The 14,720-nt window shown below is 72.9% G+C and carries 14 protein-coding genes and 1 riboswitch; of the genes, 3 read left to right on the forward strand and 11 right to left on the reverse strand.

The annotated features are described in order from the left end of the window. Window position 1 precedes the first annotated feature (1 nt). Complete coding sequence (locus ACSP50_RS31720; RefSeq protein ID WP_014693400.1) at window positions 2-742, forward strand: amino acid ABC transporter ATP-binding protein; 741 nt, start codon at window positions 2-4, stop codon at window positions 740-742. A 4-nt stretch (window positions 743-746) separates the two neighbouring features. On the opposite strand, the gene ribH is transcribed toward ACSP50_RS31720, so the two are convergent. The 5 genes from ribH to ACSP50_RS31745 all read right to left on the reverse strand — a co-directional run bounded on the left by ribH (window position 747) and on the right by ACSP50_RS31745 (window position 5,951). Next, window positions 747-1,223 carry a 6,7-dimethyl-8-ribityllumazine synthase gene (gene ribH / locus ACSP50_RS31725; protein WP_014693401.1) on the reverse strand — a complete coding sequence of 159 codons (477 nt, stop codon included), beginning with the start codon at window positions 1,221-1,223 and terminating at the stop codon, window positions 747-749. A 45-nt stretch (window positions 1,224-1,268) separates the two neighbouring features. Then, window positions 1,269-2,477 carry a bifunctional 3,4-dihydroxy-2-butanone-4-phosphate synthase/GTP cyclohydrolase II gene (locus tag ACSP50_RS31730; RefSeq protein WP_014693402.1) on the reverse strand — a complete coding sequence of 403 codons (1,209 nt, stop codon included), beginning with the start codon at window positions 2,475-2,477 and terminating at the stop codon, window positions 1,269-1,271. Beyond that, entirely contained in the window at window positions 2,470-3,069 is a 600-nt protein-coding gene (locus tag ACSP50_RS31735; protein ID WP_014693403.1) for a riboflavin synthase, read from the reverse strand. Before ACSP50_RS31735 ends, ACSP50_RS31730 begins: the two co-directional genes overlap by 8 nt. A gap of 5 nt (window positions 3,070-3,074) precedes the next feature. Beyond that, window positions 3,075-4,130, reverse strand: a complete 1,056-nt coding sequence (gene ribD, locus ACSP50_RS31740) for a bifunctional diaminohydroxyphosphoribosylaminopyrimidine deaminase/5-amino-6-(5-phosphoribosylamino)uracil reductase RibD (protein ID WP_014693404.1) — start codon at window positions 4,128-4,130, stop codon at window positions 3,075-3,077. Between the two features lie 400 nt (window positions 4,131-4,530). Next, window positions 4,531-4,708: riboswitch (FMN riboswitch) on the reverse strand. Between the two features lie 61 nt (window positions 4,709-4,769). Continuing rightward, on the reverse strand, window positions 4,770-5,951 hold the full coding sequence (locus ACSP50_RS31745) for an aminotransferase class V-fold PLP-dependent enzyme (protein ID WP_014693405.1): 1,182 nt from the start codon (window positions 5,949-5,951) through the stop codon (window positions 4,770-4,772). Between the two features lie 76 nt (window positions 5,952-6,027). Here ACSP50_RS31745 and ACSP50_RS31750 point away from each other — a divergent pair, with 76 nt between their 5' ends. Continuing rightward, complete coding sequence (locus ACSP50_RS31750) at window positions 6,028-6,624, forward strand: TetR/AcrR family transcriptional regulator (RefSeq protein WP_014693406.1); 597 nt, start codon at window positions 6,028-6,030, stop codon at window positions 6,622-6,624. 38 nt (window positions 6,625-6,662) lie between these two features. Then, the gene (locus ACSP50_RS31755; RefSeq protein WP_043512572.1) at window positions 6,663-7,301 is read left to right on the forward strand and encodes a 1-acyl-sn-glycerol-3-phosphate acyltransferase; all 639 of its coding nucleotides are present in this window, start codon (window positions 6,663-6,665) and stop codon (window positions 7,299-7,301) included. Between the two features lie 170 nt (window positions 7,302-7,471). Here ACSP50_RS31755 and ACSP50_RS31760 read toward each other — a convergent pair whose 3' ends face one another. The 6 genes from ACSP50_RS31760 to ACSP50_RS31785 are packed head-to-tail and all read right to left on the reverse strand — an operon-like array spanning window position 7,472 to window position 14,454. Beyond that, window positions 7,472-8,479, reverse strand: a complete 1,008-nt coding sequence (locus ACSP50_RS31760; protein WP_052311784.1) for a response regulator — start codon at window positions 8,477-8,479, stop codon at window positions 7,472-7,474. After that, window positions 8,476-9,156: a ribulose-phosphate 3-epimerase gene (gene rpe / locus ACSP50_RS31765; RefSeq protein ID WP_014693409.1), complete on the reverse strand. Its 681-nt coding sequence runs from the start codon at window positions 9,154-9,156 to the stop codon at window positions 8,476-8,478. The genes ACSP50_RS31760 and rpe overlap by 4 nt, the downstream gene beginning before the upstream one ends. A 52-nt stretch (window positions 9,157-9,208) precedes the next feature. Continuing rightward, window positions 9,209-10,678 carry an RsmB/NOP family class I SAM-dependent RNA methyltransferase gene (locus ACSP50_RS31770; RefSeq protein WP_014693410.1) on the reverse strand — a complete coding sequence of 490 codons (1,470 nt, stop codon included), beginning with the start codon at window positions 10,676-10,678 and terminating at the stop codon, window positions 9,209-9,211. A 34-nt stretch (window positions 10,679-10,712) separates the two neighbouring features. Continuing rightward, on the reverse strand, window positions 10,713-11,639 hold the full coding sequence (gene fmt / locus ACSP50_RS31775; protein WP_014693411.1) for a methionyl-tRNA formyltransferase: 927 nt from the start codon (window positions 11,637-11,639) through the stop codon (window positions 10,713-10,715). A 4-nt stretch (window positions 11,640-11,643) separates the two neighbouring features. Beyond that, complete coding sequence (gene def / locus ACSP50_RS31780; protein ID WP_014693412.1) at window positions 11,644-12,201, reverse strand: peptide deformylase; 558 nt, start codon at window positions 12,199-12,201, stop codon at window positions 11,644-11,646. 48 nt (window positions 12,202-12,249) lie between these two features. Beyond that, window positions 12,250-14,454 carry a primosomal protein N' gene (locus tag ACSP50_RS31785; RefSeq protein ID WP_014693413.1) on the reverse strand — a complete coding sequence of 735 codons (2,205 nt, stop codon included), beginning with the start codon at window positions 14,452-14,454 and terminating at the stop codon, window positions 12,250-12,252. Between the last annotated feature and the right edge of the window lie 266 nt (window positions 14,455-14,720).

Here is a 14,720-nt window from a genome sequence, read left to right on the forward strand (position 1 = left end):
CGTGGTGCTCTCCTGCAGAAACGTGCGCAAGGTGTTCGACGGGCGGACCGTCCTCGACGACCTCAGCCTGGACGTCGGCGAGCACGAGGTGGTGGCCCTGATCGGCGCCTCCGGCTCGGGCAAGTCGACGCTGCTGCGCTGCGTCAACCTGCTCACCGAGATCGACGACGGCACGATCGGCCTGGACGGCGAGGAGATCACCGACCCGCGGATCGACCCGGACCTGGTGCGCCGCAGGATCGGGCTGGTGTTCCAGTCGTTCAACCTGTTCCCGCACATGACCGTGCTGCAGAACATCACCCTGGCCCCGACCCGGGTGCACGGCCGGCCGGCCGCCGAGGCCCGGGCCCAGGCACTGGAGTGGCTGGAGCGGGTCGGGCTGGCCGACAAGGCGGGCAGTTATCCGGACCGGCTCTCCGGCGGCCAGCAGCAGCGGGTGGCGATCGTCCGGGCCCTGGTCAACAGCCCGCGGCTGCTGCTGCTCGACGAGGTCACCTCGGCGCTCGACCCGGAACTGGTCGGCGAGGTGCTCACCATGATCCGTGACCTCAAGGGCGAGGGCATGACCATGGTCCTGGCCACCCATGAGATGGGTTTCGCCAAGCAGGTCGCCGATCGGGTGGCCTTCCTGGACGCCGGCCGGGTCCTCGAACAGGGGCCGCCGGAGCAGGTGCTCGGCGACCCCGTCGAGGCACGGACCAGGCAGTTCCTGGCCCGGATCATCGAAGCCGGTCGGCTCTAGCCGGTCAGAACTTCTCCACCTCGCGGATGGCGAGCGCGGCGTCCAGGACGGCCACCGTGCTCTGCCACCCCTTGTCCTCGATCGAGTCCTCCAGCCCGGCCCGGTCGCGGGCCTGCCCGAGGCTGTGCACGGTCAGCACACCGTGTGCCACCGGGGTCTGCTCGTCCAGGGCCACCCGGGTCAGCCCGGCCGTGACGGCGTCACAGACGTACTCGAAATGCTGGGTCTCGCCCTTGATCACCACCCCGAGGGCGACCACCGCGTCGCAGCGCTTGGCCAGTGCCTGCGCGACGACCGGCAGCTCCACCGAGCCGGCCACCCGGGTCACGATCACCTCGGTCACCCCGCAGGCCTCGGCGGCCGACCGGGCCCGGTCGATCATGTGGTCGACCAGGTCGTTGTGCCAGCGCGAGCCGACGATGCCGAGCCGCAGCCCGGCCGCGTCGACGGTCTGCATGTGCGGATCACCGAAGCCGGCCATCTCAGTCCCCCTTTTTCGTCATCATCGCCCCGTTCACGGCCGCGGTCAGCCCAACGCCTCGAACAGGTGGCCCATCCGGTCCCGCTTGGTGCGCAGGTACCGCACGTTCTCCGGGTGCAGCCGGACCGGCAGTTCCTCGCGGCCGATGACCCGCAGGCCGTAGCCCTCCAGGCCGGCCCGCTTGGCCGGGTTGTTGGTGAGCAGGCGCATCGATCGCACGCCCAGGTCGCACAGGATCTGCGCGCCCGTGCCGTAGTCCCGGGCATCGGCCGGCAGACCGAGCTCCAGGTTCGCGTCGACCGTGTCGAAACCGCGGTCCTGCAGCTGGTACGCCTGCAGCTTGTGCAACAGCCCGATGCCCCGGCCCTCGTGCCCGCGCATGTAGAGGACCACCCCGCGCCCGGCCGCCGCCACCCGCTCCAGGGCGGCGTCCAGCTGCGGGCCGCAGTCGCAGCGCCGGGAGCCGAACACGTCCCCGGTCAGGCACTCGGAGTGCACCCGGACCAGCACGTCCTCACCGTCGGACAGGTCGCCGTAGACCAGCGCCACGTGCTCGCCGTTGTCCGCCTGGGTGCGGTAGCCGACCGCGGTGAACACGCCGTGCTCGGTCGGCAGCACCGTCTCGACCACCCGCTCGATCTTCCGGTCCGCCCGCTCCCGCAGGTAGGCGACCAGGTCGGCGATGGTGACCAGGACCAGGTCGTGCTCGGCCGCGAACTTCTCCAGGTCGGGCATCCGCTGCATGGTGCCGTCGTCGTTGACCATCTCGCAGAGCGCGCCGGCCGGGGTGCAGCCGGCCAGCACGGCCAGGTCGATCGACGCCTCGGTGTGCCCCGGCCGGCGCAGCACGCCGCCCGCCTTGGCCCGCAGCGGGACGACGTGGCCGGGCCGGGAGAGGTCGGACGGCTCGGTGCTCGCCGCCCCGAGCAGGCTGATCGTACGGGCCCGGTCGGCGGCCGAGATGCCGGTGCTGACGCCGTGCCGGGCGTCGACGGCCACCGCGTACGCCGTACCCTTCTTGTCCTGGTTGGTGTGGTACATCGGCGGCAGCTCCAGCCGGTCGGCGTCCGACTCGGTGATCGCCACGCAGATGTACCCGGAGGTGTAGCGGACCATGAACGCGACCAGCTCCGGGGTGGCATGCTCGGCCGCGAAGATGAGGTCGCCCTCGTTCTCCCGGTCCTCGTCGTCCACCACGATCACCGGCCGGCCGGCCCTGATCTCGGCGATCGCGCGCTCGATGCTCTCAGACATTGCGGCTCCCCAGCATCTTCTCGACGTACTTGGCGATCACGTCGACCTCGAGGTTGACCGGTTCGCCGATGGCTTTGCTGCCCAGCACGGTGTTCTTGGAGGTGGCCGGGATCATCCCGACCGAGAACGTGTCGCCGGTGACCGCCATGACGGTCAGCGACACCCCGTCCACCGTGATCGAGCCCTTCTCGACCACGTATTTCGCCAGCTCGGCGGGGAGCGAGAAGGTGACCACCTCCCACTGATCGGCAGGCTCCCGGCTCTGCAGAGTCGCCACGCCGTCCACGTGCCCCTGCACCAGGTGACCGCCGAGGCGGCTGCCGAGCGCGGCGGCCCGCTCCAGGTTCACGCTGCTGCCGACCTTGAGCGCGCCCAGCGACGAGCGGCGCAGCGTCTCGCCCATCACGTCGGCGGTGAACACCCCGTCGACGTTGTCGATCACGGTGAGACAGACGCCGTTGACCGCGATCGAGTCGCCGTCGCGGGCGTCCGAGGTGACCAGTGGGCCGCGTACGGCGATGACCGCCGAGTCTTCGGAGCCCTCGGTGAGCCGGACGATCTCGCCCAGTTCTTCGACGATGCCAGTGAACATAAGCGTCAGTTCTCCTTGTGGCGGAGCGTGGCGGTGAAGCGCAGGTCGCCCCCGATCTGCGCGATGTCGGTGAAGTCCAGTTCGAGCGCGTCGGCGATGGTGCCGACGCCGGCGTCGACCAGGGCGGCCCGGCCGGCGCCGAGCAGTTTCGGCGCGACGTAGCCGATCACCCGGTCGACCAGACCGGCCGCCAGGAACGCGCCGGCCAGTGTCGGGCCGCCCTCCAGCAGCACGTTGCGGATGCCGCGGTCGTACAGGCCGGTGAGCACGGCGGTCAGGTCGACGCGGCCGTCCGGCCCGGCGCCGACCTCGTCGGCGGTGACGATCCAGGTGGGTGCCGCCGCGTCCCGGACCCGGGCGTTCTCCGGCGTTCGCCGGTGCGAGTCGACGACGACGCGCAGCGGCTGTCTGATGGCGAGCGAGCCGTCCCGCAGATCGCGGACGGTCAGCTGCGGGTCGTCGGCGAGCACGGTGCCGACCCCGGCCACGATCGCGTCGACGGTGCTGCGCAGCAGGTGCACGTCGAACCGGGACTCGGCGGAACTCACCCACTGGCTGGTGCCGTCGGCGGCGGCCGAGCGCCCGTCCAGGGTGGCGGCGAACTTCCAGGTGACGAACGGCCGGCCGCGGCGCACCGCGGTCAGCCAGGCGAGATTGCCGAGCTCCGCCTCGGCGCGGCGGACCCCGGTCTCCACCTGGACACCGGCCGCGCGCAGGGTGGCGGCGCCCCCCGAGGCGACCGGGTTCGGATCGTCGACGGCGATCACCACGCGGCGCAGGCCGGCCTGCAGCAGCGCGTCCGAGCACGGGCCGGTGCGGCCGGTGTGGTTGCACGGCTCCAGGGTCACCACGCAGGTGCCGCCGCGGGCCCGCTCGCCGGCCTGGGCCAGCGCGACGATCTCGGCGTGCGGGCCGCCGGCGTACGCGTGGAAGCCCTCGCCGACCACCTCGCCGGCGGCGTCGAGCAGCAGGCAGCCGACCACCGGGTTGGGGCTGGTCGTGCCGAGGCCCCGGGCGGCCAGCGCAATCGCGCGGCGCATCGCCTCGTCCTCGGTCACCATCGCGCCCGTCCTCCCGCGCTCTCATCGGCCGCGCGAGGGGCTCGCGCACCGTCATCCGTCGCGCGAAAGGCTCGCGCGACATCCTCGGCCGCGCGAAGGGCTCGCGCGGTGTCGTCGGCCGCGCGAAAGGCTCGCGCGACATCCTCGGCCGCGCGAAAGGCTCGCGCGACATCCTCGGCCGCGCGAAGGGCTCGCGCGACATCCTCGGCCGCGCGAAGGGCTCGCGCGGTGTCGTGCGCGCGATGGTCGTCGCGCGGCCTTGTCACGCGCGACGAGCGAAGGGAGAAAACGCCAAGAACCAGACACTTCGGGGTACGCTTCGCGTACCCCGGCGAGGCCACGGCCCTGCGGGGGCCCCGACCCGAGTGCACCCCGTGTCAGGGCACACCCGTCCGATTCCGCGCGCTGTCTCCCATCCGGACTGTCTGACCGAGCCTGCGCCCGATCAACCGTCGGCCCCGGAGTCTCACCAGGTCCACCGGCCGTCCGTGGTGCGGACGTCCGGGTCGCGGGCTTACCGCCGCCAAAGGCAACGGATCACCGCCGGTTCGGAATTTCACCGAGTCCCGCCAGCGCGTGGTGGGTTATCCCCGAGTCTTGCACGGCTTGGCGAATTTGCCACCCCGTGCGTCGTGGATCTCACAACGGCTTGGTGACCATGGCGCTGACCAGGGTCGCCGCGTGCTCGACCTCGTCCTCGGTGTTGTAGTAGTGCGGCGAGAAGCGGACCAGCGGCGGCGGATCGCGGTCCTCGGTGTCGAACTGCTGGTGCGCCGGCACGGTCGAGGTCACGTTCACCCCGGACTCGGCGAGCCGCGCCACCACCTGCTCGGCGCCCACCCCGGCCACCTCCGCGGTGACGATCGCGCACCGCTCGCGACCGAGGTCATAAACGGTCACGCCGGGAGTGTCCTCCAGCAGCCCGCGCATCCGGTCGCCGAGCTCCGCGTTGCGCTTGCCGATCTCGCCGAGCCCCAGATTGAGCGCCTGGTCGACCGCCGCGCCCAGACCGAGCACCGCCGCGTAGTTCAGCTCCCAGGTGGCGAACCGCTGCGCCCCGGGCACCCAGCCGAAGCCCCGCGCGCCGTCCCAGTCCGCCGACTGGATCTCCACCACGTGCGGTTCGAGCTGCTCAAGGATGCCGTCGCGGACCCAGAGGAACCCGGTGCCGCGCGGCCCGCGCAGGAATTTGCGCCCCGTACCGCACAGGAAGTCGCATCCGATCTCGGTGACGTCGACCGGGAACTGGCCCACCGACTGCGTCGCGTCCAGCAGATAGGGCACCCCCGCGGCCCGTGCGATCCGCCCCACCTCGGCGGCCGGATTGACCAGACCACCGGCCGTCGGCACGTGGGTCAGGCCGATCACTTTCGCCCGCTCGTCGATCAGCCCGGCGAGCGCGACCGTGTCGATCTGCCCGTGCTCGTCGTTCGGCACCACGACGATCTCGGCGCCGACCCGCCGGGCCGCCTGCAGGTAGCCCAGCACGTTGCTGCCGTACTCGTTGCGCCCGGTCAGCACCCGGTCGCCGGCCTTCAGCGGCACCGCGTGGAACGCCGCCTGCCAGGCGTGCGTCGCATTGTCGAACAGCGCGATCTCGTCGGCCCGCCCGCCGAGCAGCTCGGCGAGACCGGCGTAGACCGCGGCGACCCGGTCGGCGACCGCGCCGGCCGCCTCGTACCCGCCGATCTCGGCCTCCAGCCGCAGGTGTGCGACCACGGTGTCCAGCGTCGCCTGCGACATCAGCGCGGCGCCCGCGTTGTTCAGATGAATCCGGTGGCGGCAGCCCGGAGTGCCGGCCCGGAGTGCGTCGACGTCCATACCGGCAGATTGTCAGAACCGCCGCCCGCCCGCACCTGTCGTAGACAGTGTCTACTCACTCTGGTAGACACTGTCTATGCCCGCTGACGACGCCTTACGCGACCGCCTGGTCCGAGTCGGCGCGGAGTTGTTGCGCACGGAAGGTCCAGGCACCCTCTCACTGCGTGAGATAGCCCGCCGCGCCGGCGTCTCGCACGGCGCACCGCGCCGCTACTTCCCCACCCACCTGTCGCTGCTGTCCGCGATCGCCCACGTCGGCTTCGCCGACCTGAAAACCCAGGTGCAGGCGGCACTCGAGGCGGCCGGTCCGGATCCGCGCCGCCGGTTGGCCACACTGGCGAGGTTGTACGTTCGTTTCGCCGCCACCGATCGCGCCATGTTCGACCTGATGTTCCGCCACGACCTGCTGCAGAGTGGCGGCGAGCTGGGCCTGCGGCACGCCGCGCTCCCCCTGTTCACCCTTCTGGTGGAGCTGGTCACCGCGGTCCACCCCACCCCGGACCCACCCGCCGAGATCACCGCGGCCGCCCTCTGGTCCGCCCTGCACGGCCTGGCCGAGCTCTCGAACTGGGGCTCGCTCACCCTGGCCACCGGCGAAACCGATCCCGCCTCGGTGATCGACGCCATCCTCACCGCACATCTAGGCCCACGTCGCACCACGGAAGGCGCTTGATGCCCGCAACGCCGCCCCGCAACCGTTCGAAACCCGGAATGCCGCCCCTCTACCGCGCCGCCCGCGGCAGCCTCGGCCTGCTCCTGCGCGGCCTGTGGCCGACCACCGTCACCGGCCTGGAAAATCTGCCATCCTCCGGCGCGATCCTCTGCGCCAACCACCACGCCATCGCCGACCAGATCTTCCTCGGCGTCACCACCCCCCGGCACATCGCCTTCTGGGCCAAAGCCGAATACTTCCGCGGCAACCCGCTCACCCGCCACGTGGTCACCGGCATGGGCGCCATTCCGGTCGAACGCGCCGGCGGCCGCGCGGTCCTGACCGCCTTCGACGCCGCCATCCCGATTCTCAAGGCCGGCGGCCTGGTCGCCGTCTTCCCGGAGGGCACCCGCTCCCCCGACGGCCGCCTCTACCGCGGCCGCACCGGCGCCGTCCGCCTGGCCGGCCAGGCCGGCGTCCCCATCGTCCCGGTCGGCATCCTCGGCACCGACCGCATCCGCCCCACCGGCCGCCACCTCCCGCGTCCGCAGCCGATCACCCTGACCTTCGGCCCCGCCATCGAAATCCGGGTCAACTCGGCCCGCGATGCCCGCCGCCTCACCGACCGGGTCATCGCCGCCATCCAATCCCTGACCGGCCAGGAATACGTCCCCACATACGCCCCGGCACGCCGCTGAGATCCAGGGGGTTGTGGTACAGCCCATGGTGAGATCCGCCCTTAGGCGTCCGCGACGACGTGCGTGATCAGCCCAGCCGGCCCGGGCGCGGTCGGCCACCCTGCACACCATGGCTCGTCCCGGCTACCGGCGAGGCCCCGACAACCGGTGGACGCAACCGGCGGAGAAGCTCAGTCCTCGGCGTCGGAGCGGCGGCGGTCGATCGCGACATACGAGCCCGGCTGGGACTTCGCCACCTTCTTCATCTCCGAGGCGACCGCGATCACCATCCGCGGGTCAGCGAACTGGCGGCCGCCCGATGTGGCCTGCGCGACGCCGATCGACAGGGTGACCAGCGCGGCGCGGTGCTTGTTGCCGCGGCGGTCGGGGACCTCGATGTAGCCGCGCTGGGCGTCCCTCGGGTCGTAGAGACGGTCGGCGGCGGACTCGAAGTCGGTCACCATGTTCTTCGTCAGGGGGAGCACCTGGTCGGGGTGGCAGATGAAGACGAAGTCGTCGCCGCCGATGTGACCCAGGAAGATCGACGGCTTGCCGGTGGCGGCGCTGGCCCGCTGCAGACTGCGCGCCAGGGCGGTGATGAACTCGTCGCCGCGGTCGAAACCGTACACGTCGTTGACGCTCTTGAAGCGATCGACGTCGATGTAGCCGACCGAGTAGTCGCCGCCGGCCCGCATCCGGTCGATGATCTCGCGGCGGACCCGGGCGTTGCCGGGCAGGCCGGTCAGCGGGGAGACCTCGCGGAACTCCTTGTTGCGGCGCAGCGTGGTGGAGACCCGGGCGATCAGCTCGGCGGTGTCGAACGGCTTGGTCAGGTAGTCGTCGGCGCCGGTGGTCAGGCCGACCACCTTGTCCACCGTCATGCTGCGGGCGGTCAGCATGATCACCGGCAGGGCCGAGGTGAGCGGGTCGGCGCGCAGCGCGCGGATCAGCTCGACACCGTCCATCCGGGGCATCATCCAGTCGACGATCGCCAGGTCGGGACGGTGCGTCTCCATCAGGTCGAGCGCTTCCTGCCCGTCGCGCGCGCGGATCACCTCGAAGCCCTGCATCCGGAGGTTGAACTCGACGAAACTCGCGATGTCCTGGTCGTCGTCGACGACCAGGATGAGATCGGGTCGCTGCTCTTCATCGTCGAGCCCGAAGTCGTCGACCACGGGCCCCGGCTCAGCGGTACTCACCTCGAGATCCCCATGCGATCGGCGGCCAGTGCCCGAAGCTTACGCACCGCCTCGGCGGGATCGGCAGCCCCATAGACGGCGGTGCCCGCCACGAACGCGTCGGCGCCGGCCTCGGCGGCCTGCTCGATGGTGTCGGCCGCGATCCCGCCGTCCACCTCGATGCGCACGTCCAGGTTGCCCCGGGAGACGCGGCGCCGGACGTCACGCACCTTGTCGAGCATCTCGGGAAGGAATTTCTGCCCGCCGAAGCCGGCCTTGATCGTCATGATCAGGACGGTGTCCAGATGGGGCAGGAGCTCCAGGTAGGGCTCCACCGGGGTGTCCCGGTCGATGGCCAGGCCGGCCTTGGCGCCGGCCGCGCGCAGCGTCTTGGCCAGGCCGACCGGGTCGTCGCAGGCCTCGGCGTGGAACGTCACGTTGTAGGCCCCGGCCTCGGCGTAGCCGGGGGCCCAGCGCTCCGGGTCGGTGATCATCAGGTGCACGTCGAACGGGATCGTCGTCGCCTTGCGCAGCCCCTGGACCACCGGCAGGCCGATCGTCAGGTTCGGCACGAAGTGGTTGTCCATGACATCCACGTGCGCCCAGTCGGCCGCCCCCTCGATGGCGTGCACTTCCTCGGCGAGGCGGGAGAAGTCGGAGGCGAGGATGCTCGGCGCGATGATCGGCGATGACGTCACCGATGCAGTGTATGACTTCGCGCCGAGCCGTCCCCGGCCCTGTGGACAACCCTCAGGCGGTGCGGCGCAGGACCGCCAGGAACATCGCGTCGGTGCCGTGCCGGTGCGGCCACAACTGCACCGTCGGCCCGGCGCCCAGACCCGGCATGCCCGGCGGCAGCAGCGGCCGGGCGTCGACGAAGTCCACCTCGACGCCGCTGCGCCGGGCCCCCTCGCTGACCGTCACCTGGGTCTCCACCATGTGCGGGGAGCACGTCACGTAGGCGACCACGCCGCCCGGGCGAACCGCGCGCAGCGCGGCCACCAGCAGCTCCCGCTGCAGCCGGGTGAGCGGCGGCAGGTCGGCCGGCTGGCGGCGCCAGCGCGACTCGGGGCGGCGGCGCAACGACCCCAGGCCGGTGCACGGCGCGTCGACCAGCACCCGGTCGAACGCCTCCTCCGGCAGGTCCGGATCACGGCCCACGGACCGCCCGTCCATCGGGAAGACCGTCACCGGCATCCCCTCGGTGGCCTGCTCGACCAGCCGGGCCCGGTGCTCGGCCACCTCGACCGCGGTCACCTCGGCGCCCCGGCCGGCCGCGATCGCGCCGATCAGGCCGGTCTTGCCGCCCGGGCCGGCGCACAGGTCCAGCCAGCGGGTGTCCCGGCCCTCGACCGGGGCGGCCAGCAGCGCCGCCGCGACCAGTTGCGAGCCCTCGTCCTGCACGTGCGCACGGCCCTCACGGATGGCGGCCAGGTCGCGCGGAGCGCCACCGTTGAGATAGACCGCGTACGGCGAGAAGGCTCCCGGCACACCGTTGACCTCGTCGGCCAGCTCCACCGCGTCGGCCCGGCCCGGGCGCGCGCACAGGTGCACGGCCGGCGGCTGGTTGTCCTCGATCAGCAGCCGGGCGGTCTCCTCCAGGTCGCCGCCCAGCGCCTCGGCGAACGCCCGCACGATCCACTGCGGATGGTGGTGCAGCACCGACAGGTTGGCGACCGGGTCGTCGGCGTAGTTCGGCGCGAGCCGCTCCAGCCAGGTCTCCAGCGGCGTCTCGGAGATCGTCCGCATCACCGCGTTGGCGAACCCGGACGCGCCGGGCGCCACCGAGCGCACCAGGTCGACCGTCTGGTTGACCGCGGCGTGCGTCGGCACCCGGGTGTAGAGCAGCTGATACGCCCCGAGGCGCAGCGCGTCGCGGGCCGGCGGGTCGATCCGGGCGACCTCACGGCCGGCCGCCGAGGCGATGATCAGATCGAGAGTGCCGAGGGCGCGCAGCGTGCCGTAGGTCAGCTCGGTGGCGAACGCCGCGTCCCGCCCGTGCAGGCCCATACCGCCGAGGATCTCGCCGAGGACCAGGTTGGCGTACGCGTCGTCGCGGTGCACGGCGGCGACCGCCTCATAGGCCGCCTGGCGCGCCGGGTCGGACGGCGGCCGCCCGGCCCGCGGAGCCCGGCCGCTGCGCTGATCGCGCGGGTGTCCGGGCCCGGCCGGCCGGCGGGGGCCGGCGCCGTGCGGGCGGGAAGCCCGATGTTCCGTCACGCGGAATCTCCTAAAGTTGCTGCGATGGAGGAGCTCATGCCAGCTTCTCCCCTGGTTCGAGACGCAGACCGCGCGCCCAGTCGGTGGCCGGCATCGGCTTCTTGCCGGCCGCGCGGACCTCACCCAGCTGCACCGGCGTCGTCGCCGTGCCGGCCAGCACCTGGGTGCGCTCCACCCGCAGCTCCCCCGGCTGCAGATGCGGTGCGTTCGCGATCGGCCGGACCGGGCCCAGCTTCAGCCGGTCGTCGCGTAGCGTCGTCCACGCGCCCGGCGCCGGCGTGCACGCCCGGATCCGCCGGTCGACCGCGAACGCCGGGTCGGTCCACCGGACCCGCGCGTCGTCGGCGGTCAGTTTGGGGGCCAGGCTGACCCCGTCGCGCGGCTGCGGATGCGCCCGGGCGGTGCCCGACCCGATCGCGTCGAGGACCGCGACCAGCAGCCCGGCGCCCTCGTGCGCGAGCCGGGTCAGCAGGTCACCGGAGGTGTCGTTGAACCGGATCTGGTCGGTGACGGTGCCGTAGACCGGGCCGGTGTCCAGCCCCGCCTCCAGCTCGAAGACGCTCGCCCCGGTCACCTCGTCGCCGTGCAGGACGGCGTGCTGCACGGGGGCCGCGCCCCGCCAGGCGGGCAGCAGCGAGAAGTGCAGGTTCATCCAGCCGTGTTTCGGAATCTCCAGGGCCGAGGGCGGAACCAGCGCGCCGTACGCCACGACGGGCACACAGTCGGGCGCCAGCTCCCGCAGCCGGGCCTGGAACTCGGGCTCGCGCGGCCGCTCCGGGGTGAGCACCTCGATGCCGTGCTCGTCGGCCCACGCGCCGGCCGGCGAGCGGACCAGGCGACGGCCGCGGCCCGCCGGGGCGTCCGGCCGGGTGACCACGGCCAGCAGCTCGTGCCCGGACGCGGCGATCGCCTCCAGGCTGGGCAGCGCCACCTCCGGCGTACCGGCGAAGACCAGACGCATCAGCTCACCGCCCCACGCCGAAGATGCCCCGGCCGTGCGGGCTCTCCTTGATCATCGGCGGCTTGGCCGCGTCGTACCACTCCGCGGAGCGGATCTGCTTCATCGCGTCCTTGCGGGCGGCCGCGTCCAGCCGGTCCAGGAACAGCACCCCGTCCAGGTGGTCGGTCTCGTGCTGCACGCAGCGCGCCATCAGCCCGGTGCCGACCACCTGCACCGGGTCGCCGTACTCGGTGAAGCCGTTGGCCACCACGTTCTGCCGGCGCTTGGTGTCGATGTAGACGCCCGGAATCGACAGGCAGCCCTCCGGACCGTCCTGCTCCTGTTCGTCAGGGAAGGACAGCACCGGATTGACGATGTGCCCGACCACGTCGTCCACGTCGAAGGTGAACACGCGCAGCCCGACCCCGAGCTGCGGGGCGGCCAGCCCGGCGCCGCCCTCGTCGAGCATCGTGTCGGTCAGATCCTTGACCAGCTTGCGCAGTTCCTTGTCGAAGTCGACGACCGGGTCGGCCGCAGTGCGCAGCACCGGGTCGCCGAAGAGACGGATGGGCTGGACGGTCACGCGGCGGAACTCCTAAATCTTGAAAACGGCTGGAAACAGTCTACGGAGTCAGAAGAGGTCGGCCGGGTCCACCTGGATCCGCACCGGGACCGCCGCTTTGCGCGCGCTGCGCACCCCGGCCGCCACGTGCAGGGCGTGCGCCAGCCCGGCCGCCCGGGACCGGGACACCCGCAGCAGCATCCGCTCCTGCTCCTCCCGGGCCGGGACCGGGCCCAGCTGCTCCGTCCCGTCCGGCAGGTCGGCGATGCTCAGCAGCTCGGCCACCGCCGGGGCGGGACCGGTCACCGACGCCATCCGGGCCGCCGGCGGAAAGCCGAGCTCGCGGCGTTCGGCCAGCTCACGGGCGGCGAACCAGCCCGGATCCCAGCGCAGCAGAGCCTGCACGGGGGCCAGCGAACCGTCCGCCACCACGATCACCCGGCCACCGGCCGAGCCGGACCGGGCCAGCGCCGACGCGTTCAGCCAGCGGCGCATGGTCTCCTCGGCGGCCCGCAGATCGGCCCGGCTCAGCAGCGCCCAGGAGTCCAGCAGCAGCACCGCGCCGTACCCCCCGTCGGCCACCGGCTCCGACCCGGGAGTGGCCACCACCACGGCCGGGGTGCCCGGCACCGTGTTCAAGATCTCGTCGCGGCCGGACGTGCGCACCGGCACACCCGGAAACGCCCGCCCCAGCTCCTCCGCGGTCCGCTTGGCCCCGACCACCGAGGCGCGCAGCCGCCGCTCGCCGCACGCCGGGCACTCGTAGGCCGGGAAATTCCGCCCGCACCACCGGCAGAACGGCACGTCCCGGGCGGCGTGCAGGGCCAGTGGACCGGAGCACTCCGGGCACCGCGCCGGGGTGCGGCACTCGGCGCAGGCCACCGACGGCAGGTAGCCCCGGCGCGGCACCTGGACCAGCACCGGCGCCCCGGCCTGCAGGGCCTGCTTGGCCGCCTGCCACGCCACGCTGGGCAGCCGGGCGGTCACCGCACCGGCGTCCCGGGCCAGCTGCGGATCGTCCCCGGTCGGCGAGATCGCCGGCTGCCGCCGCCGCAGCACCCCGCGCTCGGCGACGATCTCCCTGGCCCATCCGGTCTCCAGGAGCAACTGCCCCTCCCCGGTACGCGCGAACCCGCCGACCAGGGCGGCACACCCGGCCAGTTGCGCGCGGGTCAGCAGCACCTCCCGGGCATGCGGGTAGGGCGACCGCGGCTCGGCATGCAGATCGTCGCCGTCGTCCCAGATCACCACCAGCCCCAGGTCGGCGGCCGGCGCCCACATGGCGGCCCGGGTGCCGACGACCACCGGAACCTGATGCCGGCTGGCGGCCAGGAACCGCCGATACCGCTCGGCGGGGCCCAGCGCGGCATTCAGCGCGACATGCCGGTCCGGTCCGAGGGCGGTGGTGAGCGCCCGGTCCATCCGGTCGAGATCCCGGCCGTCGGCGACGACGATGACGACGCCACGCCCACCGCGCACGGTCGCGGCCGCGGCCTCGGCGATCCGCAGCGGCCACTCCTCCCCGGGCAGCGCCGACCAGACCGCGCGCGCGGGACGCCCCGCCCGCAGCGCGGCCAGAAAGGCGGGACCGGTCGGATAGGAATCCCAGCCGCCGGGCGCGGGCTCCGGGAGATCGGGAGCCGGCGGGCGAGCGCCTGCGGCCGGGCCGGCCTCCCGGACCGACGACTCGCCGCCGCCTCCGGCAACCGACCCGCCGCCCTCCGAAACCGACCCGCCGCCCTCCGAAACCGACCCGCCGCCCTCCGAAACCGACCGGCCGCCCTCCGAAACTGACCCGCCGCCGCCCTCCGAAACCGACCGGCCGCCCTCCGGAACCGACCCGTCGCCCTCGCCGAGGGATCGGCCGGCGCCGGCGTTTCCGGGGACGGGCTGGGACTCCACCCGGGCGTGGCGTGGGGGGACGGCGAGGCGCAGCACGTCGGCGAGGCTGCCCGCGTAACGGTCCGCGACCGCCCGCGCGGCCCGGGCCACCTCGGGGTCGAGGACCCGCTCGGCGGAGACGACCTTTTCCAGGTAGGCCAGCTTGCCCTGATGCTCGGAGGCCTCAGCCCGGGACAGCAGGAAGCCGCCGACCAGCTGGCCGGCGAAACGCACCTTGACCCGCACCCCGGGCTGGGCGGCGGCGTCGTCGGCGCTGGAGATCAGGTAGTCGAACGGGCGGTCCAGGTGCGGCAGCTGGACGTCGACGCACACCCGGGCGACCGGCAGGTGCTCTGCCGGCTCCCGATCCGCTCGCACACTCTTGGTCGCCATCGCCGAACATTCTGCCCGCACCCACCGACAACTTCTTCACAAGATCAACGCTGGGGGCGGCGTCGAAGGATGGAATCTCGATGCCGGGCATCGGGGGTGGGGCCCGCCAGGCCGCACCCGCTGCCGATCACCGCTGCGGCCGCCGCCCCGACGCCGCCCCCCGCGCACGGTTGGTCGCCTGGCCACACCCGCTCCGGATCACCGCTGCGGCCGCCGCCCCAACGCCGCCCTCCGCGCACGGTTGGCCGCCAGGCCACACCCGCTCC

This window comes from Actinoplanes sp. SE50/110, from assembly GCF_900119315.1.
GTDB lineage: Bacteria > Actinomycetota > Actinomycetes > Mycobacteriales > Micromonosporaceae > Actinoplanes.